Here is a 22,269-nt window from a genome sequence, read left to right as displayed (position 1 = left end):
TAAAACAAAATGAAAACCACAAAAAATCCTATTTATATGGGTATAAGTCTAAGCTTCTGCATCGAGAGCAGATTCATTTATATTTAATCGCATTGCTAACACTGAAGCAATAATAAAAAACACCCCACCGAAAAGCATAGCATTAATAGCATTAGCTCCAAGAATTGATTTAAAAATAGGACCGAAAGTCAAAGTTTCAATACCCATAGGAATTACAATCATCATATTTAATATTCCCATATACACACCACGCCTATCTTGCGGAATTATCTTTGAAACCATAGTATAAGGTATACCCATAATAGCTGCCCAACCAATACCAAATAGCACCATTGGTATTAGTGCTAATATTGGATCTGAAATAAAAGGAATACTCAACATAGTTAAACCAGAACCAAAGAGACTTAAGGCATACACTTTTTTACTTCCAAATTTTATAGACAACGGCACTAACGCAAGCGCAACAACTACAGTAGCAATATTATATGTAGTACTCATTTTTGCTGCTTGCGCCACAGCCGAAGACAATTCAAAATTCATAGTTTTCTGTATCATCGGGGTAATATATTGCCAATACACAAATAATGCATACCACTGAAAAAGATATACCCCTGCTAGTTTCCACATAAAAATGGGCATCTCTTTTACCGCATTAGCAATTTCTACAAAGGGCATTTTAAACCGATCTAAAAAAGGCAAATTCTTATGCACACTAATATCTTCGAGTTCTTCTTCGGAAGGTGGAATTTCAGGAGTTTTTAAAACCGACCACAGAATAGTTGCGATTGACAAAACTGAGCCAATAAAAAAGGAATAATACAACCATTTTGGTACAGTGCCAGCTACTTCAGCACCTCCCCCAAACCAATCTTGAAACAAAAAGATAGATGCATTTGCAATAACAATACCTGCACCTACAAATAGGCTTTGCATTTGAAAACCCATGCTTAATTGCTTCTTAGGCAATTTATCACCAACAAAAGCGCGATATGGTTCCATTGCTATATTATTGCCAACATCTAATATCCAGAGTAAACCAACAGCAAACCATAAAGTAGGACTTTGCGGAAAGGCAAATAAACACAAACTACCAAGAATTGCCCCAATTAAAAAAAATGGTTTTCTTCTACCCCATTTTGGCAACCAGGTTTTATCAGAAATAGCCCCTATAATTGGTTGAACTATTAAACCTGTTATGGGGCCAGCAATATTTAATATAGGCAACAACTCTTCTTCTGCACCTAAAAACAAAAATATGGGATTAATAGCACTTTGCTGTAAACCAAAACTAAATTGAATGCCAAGAAAGCCAACATTCATATTAAAAATTTGCCAAAAACTTAAATTGGGCTTTTTAATCATTTTAATTTTTTGACTAGTTCGGTTTATTCCTGGAACCTCAACAAGATAGTTATTTTAACTACCACCTTACAATATTTTCATTCAAGTGTATTACTTTAAAGATTATAACTCGAAAAGTTGGGTTACTGAATTATCGATATTAGAATAGCTAATCTTTAACTGTGAAGAAATGAGATTGATATCCAGTGCCGCCCATGTATTGTTATTTTCCCACTTTAACTGCAGAACATCTAATGCGGTATCAATAATTTCGAATTCACCATTGAAGGCTTCATGCGAGTTTCTGAATATCATTAATTTTTTCAATTTTAAAAACAAATCTGTTTTCAAAATCGAATTTATTTCATCTTTCGAAAAATAGTGTCGATTGATATCGCGACCCACATTTGTTTCAGATAACAATTGCAAATCATTTTTTCCCGCTAACAAGCCTACATAATAAACTTGAGGAACACCTGGAACAAAAAACTGGATAGCGCGAGCAATCAAATATTGATTTACATCTTGTCCTAAAGCATCAAAATATGTACAGTTAACTTGATACAAATCTAAATTACTGGCTGCAGCGCCAGTGGCCTTCTTACTCGTATCTTTACTATTACTATGAATTCTTTCTACAATTTCAATTAAATCTTCATCATTTATTAATCCGGCAACACCATTTTCTGATGCAACATCAACAATACCAATTCCATCATGTGTATCTAAAACAGTGATTACATTTCTTGGTGCGATAGCCAGCCATTTCTTTAGGTTATTGGCATTCTTATTAAAAAGACAATCCAGAACCAAAACTGGCAATGCAAAGTCATAGACAAAATCTACGCGCTTGGCAATTTCAATTTGGGTTTTGTAAAATGAATGTATTTCAACTAAAACTTCTATTCCTTTTGACTTTGCTTTCCGAGTAAGATTTGCAATAAATTCATACGTCTCTTCAATCATAAAACACGAAGTGCCAGGCTTTTTAATTGCATAACCTGCAGCATCTAACCGTATCATTGTAATACCTGCCTTATGAAAAGTATCTAATATATTTTCAAGATATCTCTCGCCCATTTTCGATAGTACATCAATATCAATTTGATTTGCTGTAAAAGTTGTCCAAACAGATTTTTTTGAACCATCACTTAGTCTAAATTCTGTAAAAGGAAGTCCCGGCCGAGGTCTATATATTTTAGCAATTTCAGAACGGTCTACCCCAGTTGAGAAAACTTTGTCTTTTGTTAAAATCAATTCAGCAAATTCAGATTGCTTACCCTTTACAAGAAAGTCATTAAATTGTTTTGATTCTGCCGAAATATGATTAACAATTAAATCAGACATTACATCCACATTACCTGTCAATGCTTTCATGTCTTCCCATTCACCAATACGCGGATCTATTTGTGTGTGATCTATGGGATCAAAACCAGCGTCCGCACCATCAATTGGATTAAAAAAAGGCAGTATATGTATACCTCCAAATAGACCATTAAACTCATTATTTACCAACGAATTTAACTCACTAATATTAGCACAACCTATGCGATTTACATAGGTGATTAATTGTATTTGATTTTTCATTAGGCTTGATTGAATCTTCCATATTAAGAAAAATAATGGGGTTAATTTTCTTATTATTCAAAAAAGACAAACTACAACCTTATAGTACTGAAGAATAAATTTCAGTTAATCAAATTAGACCTAAAAAGTATTCATTTTTGAATTTTGAAAGCAGAAAAACTGGGCCTATTTCAAGAAATTAATGTTCCGTTTTAGCCCAGAAAATTTTGTTCTTTTTACCGCAGATTTCTGAAAAACCTTTCGAAATACATCTTCTGTAATTTCTTCCCAATCTTTTTTTGTCATAGGCAACAATTCTGGATGCGGATTAAAAAGTGGCTCCCTATGTGGTTTCGAAAAACGATTCCAAGGACATACATCTTGACAGACATCACATCCAAAAATCCAGTCATCAAACTGACCTTGAACTGAAGTTGGTATTTCATTTTTTAATTCAATTGTAAAATAAGAAATACATTTACTTCCGTCGACGACATAGGGTTCAACTATTGCCTCCGTCGGACAAGCATCTATACACGCGGTACAGGTACCGCAATGATCCGTCACGGGTGTGTCGTATTCTAATTCCAAATCAACAATTAACTCGGCGATAAAATAGAATGAACCTACTTGTTGTGTTAACAAATTACTGTGCTTACCAATCCAACCAAGTCCACTTTTTGCAGCCCAAGCCTTATCTAATACCGGTGCAGAATCTACAAACGCACGACCCCCAACTTCACCAATTTCATTTGTGATAAACTCTTGTAATTCCCTTAATTTGGATTTTATTATATGGTGATAATCATGCCCATAAGCATATTTAGATATTTTAAACGAATTCTCCACTTGTTCTTCTTGTGGATAGTAATTAAGAATCAACGAAATAACTGACTTTGCATCGTTTACTAATTTCGTGGGATCCAATCTTTTGTCGAAATGGTTTTGCATATAGCCCATTTCGCCATTCATATTTTTATTTAACCAGCGCTCTAAACGTGGTGCTTCTTCTTCTAAAAATTCTGCTTTTGAAATTCCACAAGATAAAAAACCGAGGCGTTTGGCTTCGGTTTTAATCAATTCGGAATAGTTCACTTTAGAATTCATTCGTTAAAAATAAGATAATATCAACTCACTCGTGCTAAAATAACATTGACTTAGTTTGTTTGCAGCTTAATAGAAAGAAACTCTCAATACTTAACTCGAAAAGAAATAATGGACAACCCATCATCAAAAGCTTCATTAGTAATAAGTTCTAATTGATATTGTTTTTTTGATGTTCCAAACAATCTAATTCCATCACCTAAAACAAGTGGATTCAATTTTACTTTTACAATATCAATCATTTCGTTTTCTAAAAGCCAGCCTGCAAAAACACCCCCACCACATAAATATATATCTGTACTAGACTTTTCTTTTAAGTCCTTTATTATATCTAAATCTAAGTTACAAACATGTACTTGCTCACTTTTATTTTCCAAAAGCATATCTTTTGAAAATATATAGTGTTGCATGTGTGGATAAGCTGGCTGACCTGGAACCAAACCATATTTATAACCAAACTCATAGGTTTTACGACCCATGATTACTGTTTCAAAATCTTTTAAATCTTCTAAATATTTGTTCACGCCATCACCAGCAGCTGTAAAACCACTGATATCTTCATTAGTACCAGAAATAAAACCATCGATGGAAGTTGCAACGTAATAGATAATTTTTTTCATCTTAATTTCTATGAAATGACTTTTCATTAAAAATACATAAATGTAAGAATTAAGCTAAACAACATACACAAAATCAACCCTTTAACGGTACAAAAATTTAATAGGGGCAGTTTTAGGTCTTAAAGTGATTAATGGATTTACTGCAATCTCTTTTAGTGATGTTGTAATTTGATATCTTTTAACTAAGGTAGCAATTGTAATCATCATTTCGTACATCGCAAAATTGTTGCCGATACACATTCTTGGCCCAGCTCCAAAAGGGTAATAATGGGCAGACAAATCTTTTTTTCGTTCTTGACCAAAACGATCTGGATTAAACTCATTCGGATTATCCCAAAAAGATTCCGACCGATGCAATTCATAGATACTTAGCAACCATACTGTACTTTCTGGATAACTATTGCCTTCAACAACATCTGCTCCAATACTAGCCCTGTCAAAAAAATATGCAGGAGGGTAAAGCCGAAGCGACTCTTCTACACATTGTTTCGTATAAACCAGTAGCGTCAATTGCTCCATAAAATTGCCTTTAGAAAAATCAATTTTATCAACTTCAGCAAAAAGTCTATCCTGAATTTCAGGATGCTGAGCTAATAGAAGCAAGGTGAAGCTTAATGCGTTTGCCGTAGTTTCATGGCCAGCAACAAATAAAATTAAAACTTCATCTATTAACTGTTCACGAGGCATCGAAGTACCATCTTCATACGTTGCATTTAGCAACATATCTAACAAATCGCTTTTTTCAACATTCGAATCTACACGTTCTTGAATTATTTTGTTCAACAACTCTTTAGACTCCTCACTTAAAGACAAATGCTTTTTAATCTCTCCATTTAAATGAAACCACCATTTAAGATAAGGCAGCCGCATTTCTTTAATAATCATTTCTTGATTAATAGAGGTTATCTCCTTTAATCGCCGCATGGGCTCACGAATATCGGTTGCACTAAACAATGATTTAGCAACAACTTGAAAAGCTAAATCACCCATCTTAGCTACAATTTCTCGCTCTTCTCCTACTTGAATTGTTTCTAGCTCTTCTTCGATAGCTTTGAACATAATCTCAAATAAGCCTAGCAACTTTTTTTTATGAAAAGTAGGTTGCACCATTCGACGATGTTTACGCCAAAAATCTCCATTTGAAGTTAATAAACCGTGGCCAACATACTTACCTAAATCTTGTGTTTGAATGCTCGATTTTTCGTAATTCTTGTGATTTGTTTGTAGCAAATATTTAATTGCCTCCGGACTTCTTGTAAATACCCATTTATTTTTTGAGCCCAGATTAATTTTAAAAGAATTACCGTGCTTTTCGAAATATTTGTGATGAAATGGCAAAGGATTTTCTAATATTTCCTTTCTGTTTTTTAAAACCTCATATCGTGAAATTGTAGCAATTGATTTCATTAGAACAAACCAGGTTGCGAACCACCTTTTACTCTACCTAAATGTTTGTAAGCCAATTCGGTTACTTCTCTACCACGTGGTGTACGCATTATAAAACCTTGTTGTATCAAAAAAGGTTCATACACTTCTTCAATTGTTTCTGCACTTTCAGATACTGCTGTTGCCAAAGTAGTAATACCAACAGGCCCCCCTTTAAACTTATCAATAATAGTAGTTAATATTTTATTATCCATCTCATCCAATCCATGTGCATCTACATTCAATGCTTTTAGACTGTATTTGGATATTTCCATATCAATATCACCATTACCTTTAATTTGAGCAAAATCTCTGACCCGCCTTAATAGCGCATTACAAATTCTAGGAGTACCTCTACTGCGACCAGCAATCTCTATAGACGCATCGTTGGTAATAGGCACATTTAAAATTTCCGAACTTCGCTGCACTATAGTAGACAACAACTCTGTATCATAATATTGTAGTCTACTTTGTATGCCGAATCTAGCACGCATAGGTGCTGTTAAGAGTCCGGACCGTGTTGTTGCACCAATTAAAGTAAAGGGATTTAAGTTTATTTGAACAGAACGAGCATTAGGCCCTGTCTCTATCATAATATCTATTTTATAATCTTCCATGGCTGAATACAAATACTCTTCAACTATGGGGCTTAAACGATGAATCTCATCAATAAAAAGCACATCTCTATCATCAAGATTTGTTAGTAAGCCAGCTAAATCACCAGGTTTATCTAATACGGGACCTGAAGTTACTTTAATACCAACACCAAGTTCGTTGGCAAGTATATGAGCTAAAGTAGTTTTACCTAACCCTGGAGGACCATGAAACAAAGTATGATCTAGAGCTTCATTTCTTTGATTTGCTGCTTCTACAAACACCTTAAGATTCTCAAGAACCTGTGCTTGACCCGTAAAATCATCAAACGAAATTGGCCGTAATGCTCTTTCGACATCAAGTTCGGCTTGGGAAAAATTATCGCTCGAAGGATCTAAATTCTCGTTCATATTCTCAAAGATAATTAAACGCTCTTTAACTCGTTTCAATCTTATTATACTTCCGTTAATTTTCAATAGAAATTCGTAATTTCAGCTTATGCAAAATACTAACTATACCTCTGGAGTTCTTCAATACATTCCTTTCTTTTATGTTATTTGGTCTGATAATTTAATTACCACATCAGAACTAAACGTTGTTCAAAAATCTATTTCAGAAGATCAAAGTCTTTCAAAAGAAGATAAAATCCAACTTAAATCTTGGTTGAACACTAAGAACCCTCCTGCAGATAACGAATTAAAAAACTGGAATCATATTGTCTCTAATTCTAATGTCAATCTCATTGAAAGTGAAACATATCCGTTAGCAGCATTTAGTCAAAAGGTGGTTTGTAAATATCATGATAGTTGTCCATTTAATGATAGCTTAAAAGACATTGAAATTAATTTAGGTATTCAACCTAACCATTATAATCATCTTTTTGATGTTGAAGTAATCCATGAAAGTACTTCTGATTTTTACAACGCTAACGAAATTGACACGATTTTAAAAGGAAAACATGCTAAAGTGGTTGATGATTTCAGGGCTGTTTTAAAAGATGATATTTTTAAATGGGATGTACATCGAAACAAAGAAGAATTTAGAGAAGTTGTTTTGAATCAGGTTAAATTTTTAGCACTTAAAGGTTATGGTGCAATGGCTTATCCTAAAGAATATGGCGGAAGTGGCGACATGGAAGGTTACGCGTACATGTTCGAAAATATGATGTATGTAGACGGTAGTCTTACCATAAAATTCGGCGTACAAGTTGGATTATTTGGTGGTAGCATTCAGAAATTAGGAACCAAAACGCATCACGACTTATATCTTTCAGATGCCGGAACAGCCGATTTATTGGGTTGTTTTGCAATGACAGAGACCGGACACGGTTCTAATGTTCGTGGTATAAAAACTACCGCTACTTATGACAAGGCCACAGATAGTATTATAATTCATACTCCAGGTAAAAATGATAACAAGGAATATATTGGTAATGCCTTGCACTCCAAAATGGCTTCTGTTTTTGCGCAACTTATCGTTGATGGCAAAAACGAAGGTGTACATGCAATTTTGGTTCCGCTTAGAGATGAAAACCATATGGAGTTGCCCGGAATTACTGTAGAAGACAATGGTTATAAACTTGGATTAAATGGTGTAGATAATGGTAAAATTTGGTTTAACCAAGTTGTAGTGCCTCGTGAAAACCTTTTAAATAAATATGGAACTATAAATTCCGACGGAACCTATTTTTCAGATATTAAAAATCCGAATAAGCGATTTTTCACGATGCTAGGAACATTAGTAGGTGGACGTATTTGTGTAGCTAGAGCAGGATTAGGTGGAGCTAAAATGGCATTAGCTGTAGCAGTTAAACACGCTCTTAAAAGAAGACAGTTTAATGATAGTGTGAAAATACAAGAAGATTTATTGATGGACTATCCATCACATCAATTACGATTAACACCATTAATTGCGAGTGCTTATGTCTATCATTTTAGCTTAGATAAAATGATGGCTATTTATTGCGACGAAACTCAACCAGATAAACGAAAAGTAGAAACTCAGGTAGCCGGACTTAAATCTATAATTACGTGGTATGCTAACGAGACCATACAGGAATGCAGGGAAGCTTGTGGCGGCAAAGGCTATTTGATTGAAAACAGAATTGCAGACCTAAAAGGCGATGTGGATATTTTTACAACCTTTGAGGGTGACAATACAGTTCTCTTACAGCTAGCTGCTAAAGGTGTACTCTCTGATTTTAAATCTGAGTTTAATAGTGCCGGATTTAGTTCAGTTTTGAAAATATTAGGAATTCAAATTGCCGATAAATTAACTACTGTTAACCCGGTTTATACCAATAAAATAGACAAGGATCATTTATACAATTCTAAATTCCATAAGCATGCTTTTAATTACAGGACTCGTAGACTAACCTATACTTTAGCAATGCGAATTAGAGGATATATTAAAAAAGGAGTGCCTTCTTATCAAGCTTTTATGAAGGTTCAAACACATGTAATTACCTTAGGAAAAGCCTATAGTATAGAACTTGCTTACAATACTTATTGCGAGTATGTTGATACTATTGAAGATGATAAAAATAAAACACTGTTTATGAAATTAGGAACCCTCTTTGCTTTACAAGAAATACGTAAAGACTCTGAATGGTATTTAGAACAAGGGTATCTGGGGGGTACGAAGTCTAAAGCAATCCGACAAAGAGTTGAACGCTTGTGTACAGAATTAAGACCACATATTGGAGTATTAGTTGATGGATTTGGCATTCCAGACCATTGTATGAGTGCACCAATTGCTCAATAATTAACTAACTCTTAAATTCTAATTCTCTTTATGTAGTTGTGATTTGTCTAAAAATTTCACAATGGATATAGTTGCATTACCGTATAGATGAGTCTTTGCAGTTCCGCGTGAGGTAAGTTCAAAACTAGATAAGGCATTTACGTCGGCATTTGTAGAACTCTCAAGATTTAATACAACTTCGGAAGCTTCCAGACGTGAACCTTTAAAATTTGAATTATCATATAGATTCACATTCAAGATATCTGACGAGCCCTCCATGCGAACTGACGCATTTTTACGCATCTCTATCGCATTGGTTTCGGTTACAGCATATATGCGCGCATCTATACGATCTTTTAGGTATATATTGACTGAATCGGCCTCTATATTTAAATCAGCAGAACTGTTTCCCTCCATATTAATATCGACTATAGCTGCACTAGCTAACATTTCCAATTTGGAAGCATTATAAGTATTTATTTGTAAATCGTCTGGGACGGTAATTTTTTCTTTTATTACAAGTTTGCCTTCACGCAAAGTAATACCGTTCAAATCTCGAAAACGTATAACTATATTAAACTTCTTACTTGAGGTGACCTTATAAAAACAACTTATCTCTAAGGTATTTCCTGTAACCTTAAACTTTAATATATCAATTAGGTTATCATCAGCCTCAATAAAATAACCAGGCTCGTCTGATTGCTCTAAAGATATATCCAAATCATCTTTTAATTCTACAGAACTAAAATCGGGTAACACATCTTCTACAATGACAACATTTCGATTGCCTTTAATTTTCGGCTTTCGTTGTGAAAATCCTTGGAAACAAAAAACTAGGGAAACTATTAATACGAGATTTTTCATCTTAGTGTTCTTTCTTTTTTAAAGATATCATAAAAACTGACATAACACCAAACTGCTAAAATTATGCCACAAAAAAAACCCTGACTCTTTTTTAAGACTCAGGGTTCAAAAATATTCTATTATTTCTTAATGATGAAGCTCTTCTTCGCCGTCTTTCATAGGCACCGTTTGCGGTACAAAATCTTGACCTGGAATAATATATTCACCATTATCATCTGTTTTACTATAGTCATAAGACCAACGGTGTACATGAGGAATTGCACCTTCCCAGTTACCATGTATATGTTTTAATTCAGTTGTCCACTCCAATGTAGTCGCTTTCCATGGGTTTTTAGGACCAACTTTTCCGTAGAAAATACTCCGTATAAAGTTAAAAGCAAATATTAATTGTGCACCTGCCGTAATTAAAGCAAAGACTGTCATTAACACTTGTACATCAGTTAATTCGTCAAACATTGGAAAAGCTGTATTCTCATAATATCTACGAGGAACACCTGCCATACCAACAAAATGCATTGGGAAAAATATTCCATAAGAACCTACAGCTGTTATCCAAAAGTGTACATACCCCAAATTTTTATTCATCATCTTACCTTCAAACATTTTTGGAAACCAGTGGTAAACACCTGCAAATAACCCGTAAAGTGCTGAAATACCCATCACCAAGTGAAAGTGAGCCACAACAAAATAGGTGTCATGAACATTAATATCTAATGTACTATCCCCAAGGATAATACCTGTAAGACCACCAGTTATAAACGTTGAAACCATTCCTATTGAAAACAACATCGCTGTATTCAGTTGCAAGTTACCTTTCCATAAAGTTGTAATCCAGTTAAACGATTTTACAGCCGATGGAATTGCAATCAATAAAGTTGTAAATGTAAATACAGAACCTAAAAATGGATTCATACCTGAAAGGAACATATGGTGACCCCATACAATAGTTGATAAGAAAGCAATTGCAATAATAGATGCAATCATCGCACGGTAACCAAAAATAGGTTTCCTAGCGTTAACAGCCATAACTTCAGACACTATACCCATTGCAGGTAAAATAACGATATATACCTCAGGGTGACCTAAAAACCAGAATAAGTGCTCATACAATACAGGAGAACCACCTTGATAATGTAATACCTCGCCTTGTATAAATATATCTGACAAGAAAAATGAAGTTCCAAAACTTCTATCCATCAGTAACAATAAACCTGCTGAAAGTAATACTGGGAATGATATAACACCAATAATTGCAGTTACAAAAAATGCCCAAATTGTTAATGGCATTCTTGTCATTGACATACCCTTTGTACGCAAATTCAAAACAGTTACTATGTAGTTTAATGAACCTAGCAAAGAAGATGCTATAAAAATAGTCATCGCTACTAACCATAATGTCATTCCTAATCCAGAACCTGATTGCGCCATAGGCAATGCACTCAGTGGTGGATAAACTGTCCAACCAGCAGCTGCAGGTCCCGATTCGATAAACAAAGAACTTAACATAATCACACTAGACAAAAAGAAAAGCCAATATGAAACCATGTTCAAAAATCCTGAAGCCATATCTCGTGCTCCAACTTGCAATGGAATTAGTAGATTACTAAACGTACCACTTAAGCCAGCAGTTAATACAAAGAATACCATTATAGTACCATGTATAGTCACCAAAGCCAAATAAACATCAGCGTCCATAACACCGTCAGGAGCCCATTTACCTAATACTGACTCAAAAATACCGAAAGACTCACCTGGCCATGCCAATTGCATTCTAAACAAAAGCGACATGCTAATACCAATAAAGCCCATTATAAGGCCAGTAATCAAATACTGTTTAGAGATCATCTTATGATCCTGACTAAATATGTATTTGGTTATGAAGGTCTGTTTATGGTGATGTCCGTGATCATCTCCATGTTCGTCCTCGTGTCCGTGTCCTAATTCTGACATAATCAGTTATTTATAAAATTTTTGTCTTAATCTATTATTCTGTAGTTGCCATACTTTGACCAAAAGTCTTTTGATCGGCTATCCATTTATTGAAATCTTCTTCAGACTCAACAATAATTTTCATTTGCATATTGTAATGTGATTTACCACAAATCTTGTTACAAATCAAAAGAAAATCATACTCCCAAGGATCAGAATTGGGTTCACCATTAGCAGCTTTCTCAGCTCTAATTTTATTGGTTCTTTTTACCTTTTCAACAACATCAGGATTTTGTCTCATCTCTGCTGTAGTTGTAATTGGTGTAAACGAAAACTCAGTTATCATGCCTGGAACACAATTCATCTGTGCTCTAAAGTGTGGCATATAAGCTGAATGCAACACATCTTGTGAACGCATTTTAAAATTAACCTTACGACCAACAGGTAAATGCAATTCTTTAACAATTACATCATCACTACCATAAGTATCTCCTTCATCAATTCCTAATATGTTCGCTTTATTAATGTCAATTAATCTAACATTTGAATCTCCTAAAACATTATCATTTCCGGCATATCTCGCTGTCCAATTAAACTGCTGTGCATATAATTCTACAACAATTGGATCATCATCATCATTTATATCTGTAATAACAGTCCAAGTATAAAGTCCCCAAATAATTAATGCCGCTAAAACAATTGTTGGAATAATTGTCCAAATAAATTCTAATTTATCATTGTCCGCAAAATACACTGCTTTTTTGCCTTTTTCACCTCTGTATTTATAAGCAAAATAATGTAGTAAAGCTTGTGTAATTGTTTGTACAACAAAAATTAACACCATAGAAACCAACATCAACATGTCATATTCCCCACCATGCGCAGAAGCTGCCTCTGGTAACAACATTTTGGTATATTTCCAAAAGCTGAAAATTGTGATACCATAAATGAATATCAAAAAGGCAAACATCAAATAGCCATTGTATTTGTTGTCGCTATCAGTAGCAACCTGACCAGCATTTGAATTGGTTTGCGAAAGCTCAAATATTTTGGCCATTTGCCAAACAGCAATAGCTACTAAAACCAAAACAATTAAAATCAAAAATGTATTCATCGTATGACTTAATTATACTTTAAAACTAATAATGAAAATGTCTACTTTCTTCTATGAACGGATTGCGTTTGGGCTGCAATGGAGCAGTAGTAAGAGCTCTAAATACCCAAAACAAAAACAATCCAGCAAAGAATAATATACCTCCTAATTCCGGAATACCAATACCCCAGTGTGTACCTACAGTTGCTGGCATAATGGCATTAAAAATATCCATGTAGTGACCTGCTAAAATAACAATACCGGTCATAATTACAAACCAACTCATTCGTTTGAAATCACTATTCATAAGTAACAACACAGGAAATAAGAAGTTCATTGCGACCATTCCGAAAAATGGTAAATTATAATTTTCTATTCGAGTAACGTAATAAGTTACCTCTTCTGGAATATTAGCGTACCAGATTAACATAAACTGCGAAAACCACAGGTATGTCCAAAATATACTAATACCAAACATAAATTTTGCTAAATCATGAATATGGCTATCATTAACATCCGGCAAATACCCTTTAGACTTTAAGTAAATTGTTACCATAGCTATTGTAGTAATACCTGATACGAACATACTTGCAAAAATATACCATCCGAATAATGTGCTAAACCAATGTGGATCAACACTCATAATCCAATCCCATGACATCATAGATTCTGATACCAAATAGAAAACCAAAAAGCCAGCTGACCATCTAAAGTTTAATATAAAATTTGAATTATCATCAGATTCATCTTGGCGCAAAGACAATTTTCTAGAATACTCACGATAAAAAATCCAGCCACCTAAAAATATAGCCGCTCTTAGTAAAAAGAAATATGGATTTAAAAACCCTGCTTTTCCTTGTAATAATTCGTCATGTGCAACAACCTCTGGATCCATCCAAACAAATAGATGATTCATATGAGCAACAGACATAGCCAATATCACAAATACAATTATACCACCAGGCACAATATATGAAGTAATACCTTCCATTACCCTAAATAATAATGGAGACCAACCTGCTTGCGCTGCCCGTTGTATTGCATAAAATGCCAATGCACCTAATGCAATCATAAAGAAAAAGAAAGCTGCCACATATAATGCTGACCAAGGTCTATTTCTTAATTGTGCTAATGTGTGTTCATCATGAGCCGAATCGTGATGTGCAGCTTCACCATGGCCTTCAGCAGCATGTGCCACTTCTTCACCATGAGAGTCTCCATGACCATCACCATGACTTGCAACAATAGCTTTAGCTTCTTCAACTGTACTAGGCGCAGAAAGAAAACCTGTTACTATGAATAAAGCTCCTACAGCCATCATAATAAAAGAACCTATTTTTAATCGATTTGAAAATGTGTACATATCTTGTATGCTAATGTATTATTTTGTTAAATCTTGTTTCAGTTTCACAACATATTCTGAAACTTGCCACATTTCTTTGGTATTCATTTGAGCGGCATAAGAACCCATTGAGTTCAATCCGTAATGAATAGTATGATAACTTGTGCCTACTGTAATGTTTCTAGCTGCATCTGCATAACTAGGTACACCCAATATCTTTTCGCGTTTTACAAGATTACCCTGTCCGTCGCCTTTATTACCATGACAAATAGCACAATATATAGCATAAAGCTTTTGACCTTCCGCTAAATTCTCGTCCATTTTTAAAGAATCTAAAGGACTCTCCATCAATCTTGCGATTTCTTTACCTTCCATAGTGTTTTCATTACCATATGGCAACCAACCTCTAGATATTGTATTTGCAGGAGGCACCATTGCTTCTTGTCCGTTTGGTAAAATACCAGCCTCACCGTATGCTTCATAACCTACGGGAACATACATATTCGGGAAATACTGATAGTTAGGAGCATTATCGCTTTTACACGAAGACACCATCCAAATCAGTGCAAATACGCTTACTATTTTGCTAAAACTGTTCATATTAATGAAGGTTTTTCTCAGTCATATTGATTTCTACAGCACCTGTATCAAGCAATAAATCTTTTAACTCTTGTTCATTGTCATGTACTTCTATTTCCATTACAAAATGGTCATCAGTCGTACGTACATCTGGATTCTCCGCTTTTTTAAATGGCCATAATTTACTTCTCATATAAAAAGTAATAACCATTAAGTGTGCAGCAAAAAATACCGTTAATTCAAACATAATAGGCACAAAAGCCGGCATGTTCTCTATATAACTAAAACTTGGCTTACCCCCAATATCTTGAGGCCAATCAACAATCATAATATTGTTCATCATCCAAATTGCAACACTAAGACCTAAACAGCCGTACATGAAAGATGTAATTGCTATTCTAGTCGGAGCAAGTCCCATTGCTTTATCTAGTCCATGCACTGGGAATGGACAATAGACTTCTTCTATATGATGTTTGGCAGCCTTTACTTTTTTGACCGCATGCATTAAAACATCGTCATCATTGTAATATGCCTGAATAACTTTAGACGCCATATCTATTTATTGTTATTTAGAATTCTTGCTTGGCCAGCCCAATCATCACGCTGTGCCCTTCCTGGGAATGATTCAGTAATAGAATCTAATAAATTATATTCTTTTTCTGTCATTCTACCAACTTGTGCAAATGTATAAATGCCAATTTGGTTTAATGTTTTTTCCATCTGCGGTCCAATACCTTTAACTTTTTTCAAGTCATCGGCAGTTTCTCTAGTTGCATCAAATGTTCCTATAGAACTCAACAAGTCAGAAACTCCAGTTTTATCATCTTTAGCTGGCAATACTTCACCCATTAAAACGTCATCAGTTATAACTTCTGATTTGGTTTCGATAACTTTTCCACCTTTTTCAATTTGATATAATGGCTGACCAGCATCACGTAATTTTTTATACTTCTCACCCGAAGATTTCAAAATAGATTTTACTTCTGCTTGTGCAATTACTGGGAATGTTCTAGAGTATAACAAGAATAATACAAAGAAGAAGCCGATAGTTCCTATAAATATACCAATATCAACAAAGGTTGGAGAGAACATAGTCCATGAAGATGGCAAGTAATCTCTATGTAACGAGGTTACGATGATTACAAAACGTTCGAACCACATTCCTATGTTCACCACAATAGAAATAAAGAATGAGAACATTATACTGGTACGCAATTTCTTAAACCACATAAATTGAGGTGAAAATACGTTACAAGTCATCATTGACCAATACGCCCACCAGTAAGGTCCGGTTGCTCTATTCAAGAATGCATATTGTTCATATTCTACACCTGAATACCAAGCCATAAACAACTCTGTAATATATGCACAACCCACAATGGATCCAGTTAGCATTATTACAATATTCATTAGTTCAATATGCTGTACCGTTATATAAGCCTCCAAACTACATACCTTACGCATGATTATTAATAGTGTATTTACCATGGCAAAGCCAGAGAAAATTGCACCTGCAACAAAATAAGGAGGGAATATAGTGGTATGCCAACCTGGAATAACCGAAGTAGCAAAATCAAAAGATACAATGGTATGTACAGAAAGTACAAGTGGTGTTGCAAGACCTGCTAAAACCAAAGACACCTCTTCAAATCGTTGCCAATCTTTAGCACGACCTGTCCATCCAAAACTTAATAAACCATATATCTTCTTTTGGAAAGGCTTAACTGCTCTATCTCGAATCATTGCGAAATCTGGAAGTAAACCTGTCCACCAGAAAACTAATGAAACAGATAAGTACGTAGATATTGCAAATACATCCCAAAGTAAAGGCGAGTTAAAGTTCACCCACAATGATCCAAATTGGTTTGGAATTGGTAACACCCAATATCCCAACCATGGTCTACCCATGTGTATCACAGGAAATAAACCTGCCTGTATTACTGAGAATATTGTCATTGCTTCTGCAGAACGGTTAATTGCCATTCTCCACTTCTGTCTAAACAAAAGTAATACTGCAGAAATTAAGGTTCCGGCGTGGCCGATACCTACCCACCAAACGAAGTTGGTAATATCCCAGGCCCAACCAACAGTCTTATTCAGACCCCATGTTCCTATACCCGTTGAAACTGTATAAACAATACATCCAACTCCCCATAGAAAAGCTACTAACGCAATGGAAAAAACTATCCACCAATGTTTGTTAGCCTTACCTTCTACCGGCCTTGATATATCTACAGATACATCATGGTAGCCCTTGTCTCCAAGAACTAGCGGTTTACGTATTGGTGCTTCGTAATGCGACGCCATAATTTAATTTATTATTACTATGCTTATTCTTTAATTATGCTTCGTTTGTATTTCTCACTTTTACATGATAAAACACATTTGGTTTTGTACCAACATGTTCTAACAAGTGATACATACGGTCACTCTCTTTTAATTTCGACACTTCACTATCATGATCATTAACATCTCCAAACACCATTGCCCCACTACTACAAGCAGCCGAACATGCGGTCTGGAATTCATCATCTTTCACAGGACGACCATCTCTTTTAGCATAAAGAATTGATTTCTGTGTCATTTGAATACACATAGAACATTTCTCCATTACACCTCTAGAACGTACGTTAACATCTGGATTAATAACCATCTTACCAAGGTCATTATTCATATGATAATCAAACTCATCGTTATTATTATACAGGAACCAGTTAAAACGTCTTACTTTATAAGGACAGTTATTTGCACAATATCTTGTACCAACACATCTGTTATACGCCATATGGTTTTGACCTTGTCTACTATGTGATGTTGCAGCAACTGGACAAACAGTCTCACAAGGAGCATGATTACAATGCTGACACATTACAGGTTGAAAAGCTACTTGTGGATTAGCTGTTGGATGCTCCAATTCACCAAATCCACCTAATGAACCCTTATCCCCTGAAAGACCATCAAATTCTTCTTTCTTAATGTTATCCTCTTCAAAAGTCTCTTCTGATGAGTAATATCTATCAATACGCAACCAGTGCATATCTCTAGATTTTCTAATTTCTTCTTTACCAACTACAGGAACATTGTTCTCTGCATGACAAGCAATAACACAAGCACCACATCCAGTACAAGCATTAAGATCTATTGAAAGATTAAAATGATGTCCGATTGAACGATCAAAGCTATCCCATAAATCTACACTTGTAGCGGGCACTTCATTATGATCTAAAGATACTTGAGGAACATGATTCCATTCCGCATGATCTTTAGTATTAAATATCTCTAAAGTAGTTTCTTTTATAATATCACCACGACCCATTAGCGTGTTGTGCAACTGCACACAAGCAAACTCATGATTACCGGCCGATTTCTCAATCGTTACTGATTGAACATTCTTTAAATCTTGATATAATGGATACGCATTAACACCAGTTTGCATTTCTGATTTTAATCCTACCTTTTTTCCATATCCAAACGAAAGACCAACTGAACCAGCAGCCTGACCAGGCTGAATAATTACTGGCACATTATTTACTGAAACTCCATTTACAGTTAGTTTGGCATAACTACCATCTAAACCACCATTCGCAACATTTTCATTTACGAATCCTAATTTAGCAGCATCAGCTTTAGAAACTGTAACATAATTATCCCAAGAAACCCTAGTTATCGGATCAGGAAACTCTTGCAACCATGGGTTACCCGCTTGCTGTCCATCTCCCATACCAGTTTTAGTATACAACTGCAACTCCATTCCAGCCATGTTGGCACTTGCCAAACTCTGAACTGCAGCAGCAATAGAAACAGAAGCAACCTCCTCTTCACCTTCTAAACCTTCAACTCCAACTTCTTTATCAGCAACAGCAACAACCGAAATCACAGGATCACCTTCTTCAGTCACAACCTCACTAACAGCATCAGCAGGTACAAAAACTCCAGCTTGTAATGCCCTACCCCAATCACTACCGCCTAAAACAGAAGCACTCCAAGTTTCTTTTATAAAATCGTAATAGCTTATATCGCTACCCATCCAATTTAAAAGTGCAGATTGAAATTGTCTGGTATCAAACAATTCAGTAATTGTAGGCTGCATTAAACTATAATGTCCTTTTTTCAACTGAGCATCACCCCAAGATTCTAAATAATGGTTAGAAGCCGCAGTATATTGAGCCACTTCTGTGGTTTCATTCCAACTTGTTGAAAAAGCAACTGAAAGATCAACATTTTCAAGACCCTCTTTAAAGTCTGCAGCATTCGGCAATGTATACATTGGGTTAACCCCATCAATAAACAGAGCACCAACACTACCCGATTTCATAGCAGAAATCAAAGCACTTAATGCCGCACTATTTCCTTGACGAGTATATCTAGGTGATTTTGCATCGAATGCTTTACTACCCAACATCTCATTAATTGCAAGAACAACTGTTTGTACATTAATATCATCAATACCAGAAACAACAACAGAACCGCTCATATCCTTTCGGATTAATTTAGCAGTATCATCAATTGCTTTTTCTACATTTTCAGGTAATTCACCACCAGCAGAAGTACCATTTAATTTAGCATATAATTTCGCTAGAGCAATCATCTGTTGCGATGGCGTTAAAGGAACACGCTTATCTGCATTAGCACCAGCTAAAGACATATTTGCTTCAAACTGCACATGTTTAGACATCTTTCCATTCTTTGGCACTCGACCTTTAGAATATCCAGTATCATAACCACCTCCCTGCCAATCTCCTAAGATATCAGCACCAAATGAAACAATAACATTTGCCTTCTCGAAATCATAATCCGCTAAAGCACGCTCACCATACTTAGCTTCAAATGCTGAAAGAGCAGCATCTTCAGAAACCGCATCATATGTTACATGATTAACATTTCCATAAACAGCTTTAAACTCTTCTATCAATCTAGCAGTAGAAGGACTAGCATAAGTTTGTGTTAGTAACGCAATTTGCTTTCCTGAACTTTTTAAAGAACCCAACTTAGCTTTTACAGCCGCATCTAGCGTAGCCCATTCTGCTGGCTCACCATTTGTAACTGGTCCTTGTAATCTTTTACTATCATATAAAGACAATACTGATGCCTGCACTCTAGCATTACCAGAACCAGCAATTTTTGCCTCATTATTATTTTCAATTTTTATCGGCCTACCTTCTCTAGTCTTGACCAAAATACTAGCAAAATCAAATCCATCAGCTATAGTAGTCGCATAATAATTAGCAACACCTGGAACAATATTTTCCGGCTGAACAACATAGGGAATTGATTTAATAACCGGTCCTTCACAGGCAGCTAAAGATGCTGCTGCAGTACTGAAACCAACATATTTCAAGAAATCACGTCTATTAGTTGAAGTTTCAGACAAAGTCTCCTTGTCACCTAAAAATTCATCAACAGGTATTTCTTGAACAAATTCGTTCTGTTTTAGCGTCTCAACAATGGAATCGTTCGGATTTAATTCCGCTTCGTTTTTCCAATATTTTTTGTTTGATGCCATACGTATATCTGTAATTAGCTACTTAATTCTTGTTTAATAATGACATTTTCCACATTCCAAACCACCCATTTGAGCAGCAGTCAATTTCTCAACCCCATACTTTTTAGAAAGTTCTTCGTGAATTTTAGCGTAATACTCATTACCCTCAACCTTAACATTAGTCTCACGGTGACAGTTAATACACCAACCCATAGTTAATGGTGAAAATTGCTCAACAATCTCCATTTCCTCAATAGGTCCATGACATGTTTGACACTCAACACCTGCAACAGTAACGTGTTGCGAGTGATTGAAATATGCAAAATCTGGAAGATTATGAACTCGAACCCATTTTACTGGTTCACTTTCTCCAGTGTATTTTTGATTTTCCTCATCCCAACCTACAGCCTTATAAAGCTTTTTAATTTCGCCGGTATAAAAATCATTAGTATAACCATTTGCTAAATCATCCTTACTTGGCCCTTCTGGGTTTCCTTTATACTCATAAATAGATTTATGACAATTCATACACACATTTAATGATGGAATACCAGAAGTTTTAGAAACTCTAGCAGAAGAGTGACAATATTTACACTCCACTTTATTGTCACCAGCATGAATCTTATGAGAAAAATGAATTGGTTGAATGGGTGCGTATCCTTGATCAACACCAACCTGCATTACATAACCATATGCAAAATAAGCTCCAGACAATAGTAATAGTATTACGGTGACAAGAATTAAAAATTGATTTTTAGCAAAAGCTTTCCACAATGGCAAGCGCTTTTCTTTTTCTTCAACCAAATCAACCCCGTTAGCTGTTGCAATTCGCTGCAAAGTCTTATTTACTAAAAGAAGCATTACAACCAACAAACCAAATACCAATGCGAGAGCACCTAATATTACTTCATTTGATATACCACCAGTACCACCTTGCGAAACAACTTCACCGTCGGCAGCTGCAGCCGCTGGAGGAGTTGCTGGTTCAGCAGCAGTATACGCCAAGATATTATCTATATCTTCATTACTGAGTGTTGGAAAAGCAGTCATTGCTGCCTCATTATATTCAGCATAAACTTTATTAGCATATGCATCTCCAGAAGCTATTAAACCTGGACTATTCTTAATCCAACTATATAACCACTCTTTATCTAAACCTTCATCTTCTGCTAATCTAGACTCTACTTTAGCCAACGCAGGACCAGTCATTTTTCTATCCAAAGAGTGACATGCCGCACAATTTTGATTAAATAATTGCTTTCCTTTTGCAGCATCACCTCCAGTAGCGCCCTCTTCTTGAGCAAAAAGCGATAGCGAAAAAAGTAGGAAAAATACTGCAGTAATACTGAAAACTCTAGAAAACTGATTTCGGTAATGAACCTTTTTCATATTAATTAAATTGCTTTCGGAATCTTGGCATGATATTTTCGTTAAGTACATTCTTTGGAGCTTAGTTTAAATATCTACCCTTAAATTGAAGGCAAAAATACAACATAGACTTTATTTTGAAAATGTTAAGTTATTTATAATTTACAATTTATAACTATTCTAAATAATATAAATTCACATGGATTAAATTCGAAAAAAT

The 22,269-nt window shown here is 35.2% G+C and carries 16 protein-coding genes; 1 reads left to right on the top strand and 15 read right to left on the bottom strand.

Annotation, left to right across the window (positions count from 1 at the left end):
* Positions 1-48: 48 nt before the first annotated feature.
* The 6 genes from UH7x_RS11275 to ruvB all read right to left on the bottom strand — a co-directional run bounded on the left by UH7x_RS11275 (position 49) and on the right by ruvB (position 7,060).
* Complete coding sequence (locus UH7x_RS11275; RefSeq protein WP_482360036.1) at positions 49-1,362, bottom strand: MFS transporter; 1,314 nt, start codon at positions 1,360-1,362, stop codon at positions 49-51.
* A 102-nt stretch (positions 1,363-1,464) separates the two neighbouring features.
* The gene (gene gtfA, locus UH7x_RS11270; RefSeq protein ID WP_482360035.1) at positions 1,465-2,928 is read right to left on the bottom strand and encodes a sucrose phosphorylase; all 1,464 of its coding nucleotides are present in this window, start codon (positions 2,926-2,928) and stop codon (positions 1,465-1,467) included.
* Positions 2,929-3,093: 165 nt separating this feature from the next.
* On the bottom strand, positions 3,094-4,014 hold the full coding sequence (gene queG, locus UH7x_RS11265; RefSeq protein ID WP_482360034.1) for a tRNA epoxyqueuosine(34) reductase QueG: 921 nt from the start codon (positions 4,012-4,014) through the stop codon (positions 3,094-3,096).
* A gap of 83 nt (positions 4,015-4,097) precedes the next feature.
* Positions 4,098-4,631: a dihydrofolate reductase family protein gene (locus tag UH7x_RS11260; protein ID WP_482360033.1), complete on the bottom strand. Its 534-nt coding sequence runs from the start codon at positions 4,629-4,631 to the stop codon at positions 4,098-4,100.
* Positions 4,632-4,712: 81 nt separating this feature from the next.
* Positions 4,713-6,038 (bottom strand): cytochrome P450, encoded by a 1,326-nt coding sequence (locus UH7x_RS11255; protein ID WP_482360032.1) that lies wholly within the window; start codon positions 6,036-6,038, stop codon positions 4,713-4,715.
* A complete protein-coding gene (ruvB, locus tag UH7x_RS11250) occupies positions 6,038-7,060 on the bottom strand; it encodes a Holliday junction branch migration DNA helicase RuvB (RefSeq protein ID WP_482360031.1) in 1,023 nt (340 codons plus the stop codon). The genes UH7x_RS11255 and ruvB overlap by 1 nt, the downstream gene beginning before the upstream one ends.
* 88 nt (positions 7,061-7,148) lie before the next feature.
* On the opposite strand from ruvB, the gene UH7x_RS11245 reads away from it, so the two are divergent.
* A complete protein-coding gene (locus UH7x_RS11245; protein WP_482360030.1) occupies positions 7,149-9,413 on the top strand; it encodes an acyl-CoA dehydrogenase family protein in 2,265 nt (754 codons plus the stop codon).
* An 18-nt stretch (positions 9,414-9,431) separates the two neighbouring features.
* Here the strand turns inward: UH7x_RS11245 and UH7x_RS11240 are convergent, their stop codons facing one another.
* The 9 genes from UH7x_RS11240 to UH7x_RS11200 form a co-directional block, all read right to left on the bottom strand.
* Positions 9,432-10,256 (bottom strand): GIN domain-containing protein, encoded by an 825-nt coding sequence (locus UH7x_RS11240; RefSeq protein ID WP_482360029.1) that lies wholly within the window; start codon positions 10,254-10,256, stop codon positions 9,432-9,434.
* Positions 10,257-10,382: 126 nt separating this feature from the next.
* Positions 10,383-12,206 (bottom strand): cytochrome c oxidase subunit I, encoded by a 1,824-nt coding sequence (locus UH7x_RS11235; protein ID WP_482360028.1) that lies wholly within the window; start codon positions 12,204-12,206, stop codon positions 10,383-10,385.
* A 34-nt stretch (positions 12,207-12,240) separates the two neighbouring features.
* Entirely contained in the window at positions 12,241-13,299 is a 1,059-nt protein-coding gene (locus UH7x_RS11230; RefSeq protein WP_482360027.1) for a cytochrome c oxidase subunit II, read from the bottom strand.
* A gap of 25 nt (positions 13,300-13,324) precedes the next feature.
* On the bottom strand, positions 13,325-14,641 hold the full coding sequence (locus UH7x_RS11225; protein ID WP_482360026.1) for a quinol:cytochrome C oxidoreductase: 1,317 nt from the start codon (positions 14,639-14,641) through the stop codon (positions 13,325-13,327).
* 18 nt (positions 14,642-14,659) lie between these two features.
* Entirely contained in the window at positions 14,660-15,220 is a 561-nt protein-coding gene (locus UH7x_RS11220; RefSeq protein ID WP_482360025.1) for a c-type cytochrome, read from the bottom strand.
* Position 15,221: 1 nt separating this feature from the next.
* The gene (locus tag UH7x_RS11215) at positions 15,222-15,752 is read right to left on the bottom strand and encodes a DUF3341 domain-containing protein (protein WP_482360024.1); all 531 of its coding nucleotides are present in this window, start codon (positions 15,750-15,752) and stop codon (positions 15,222-15,224) included.
* Between the two features lie 2 nt (positions 15,753-15,754).
* Positions 15,755-17,506 carry an NrfD/PsrC family molybdoenzyme membrane anchor subunit gene (gene nrfD / locus UH7x_RS11210; RefSeq protein ID WP_482360023.1) on the bottom strand — a complete coding sequence of 584 codons (1,752 nt, stop codon included), beginning with the start codon at positions 17,504-17,506 and terminating at the stop codon, positions 15,755-15,757.
* A gap of 34 nt (positions 17,507-17,540) precedes the next feature.
* Positions 17,541-20,702, bottom strand: a complete 3,162-nt coding sequence (locus UH7x_RS11205; protein ID WP_482360022.1) for a TAT-variant-translocated molybdopterin oxidoreductase — start codon at positions 20,700-20,702, stop codon at positions 17,541-17,543.
* A 33-nt stretch (positions 20,703-20,735) separates the two neighbouring features.
* Complete coding sequence (locus UH7x_RS11200; protein ID WP_482360021.1) at positions 20,736-22,070, bottom strand: cytochrome c3 family protein; 1,335 nt, start codon at positions 22,068-22,070, stop codon at positions 20,736-20,738.
* Positions 22,071-22,269 lie beyond the last annotated feature (199 nt).

It is taken from the genome of Aurantibacter sp. UH7 (assembly GCF_056839165.1).
This window is presented reverse-complemented; position numbering and strand designations above follow the sequence as displayed.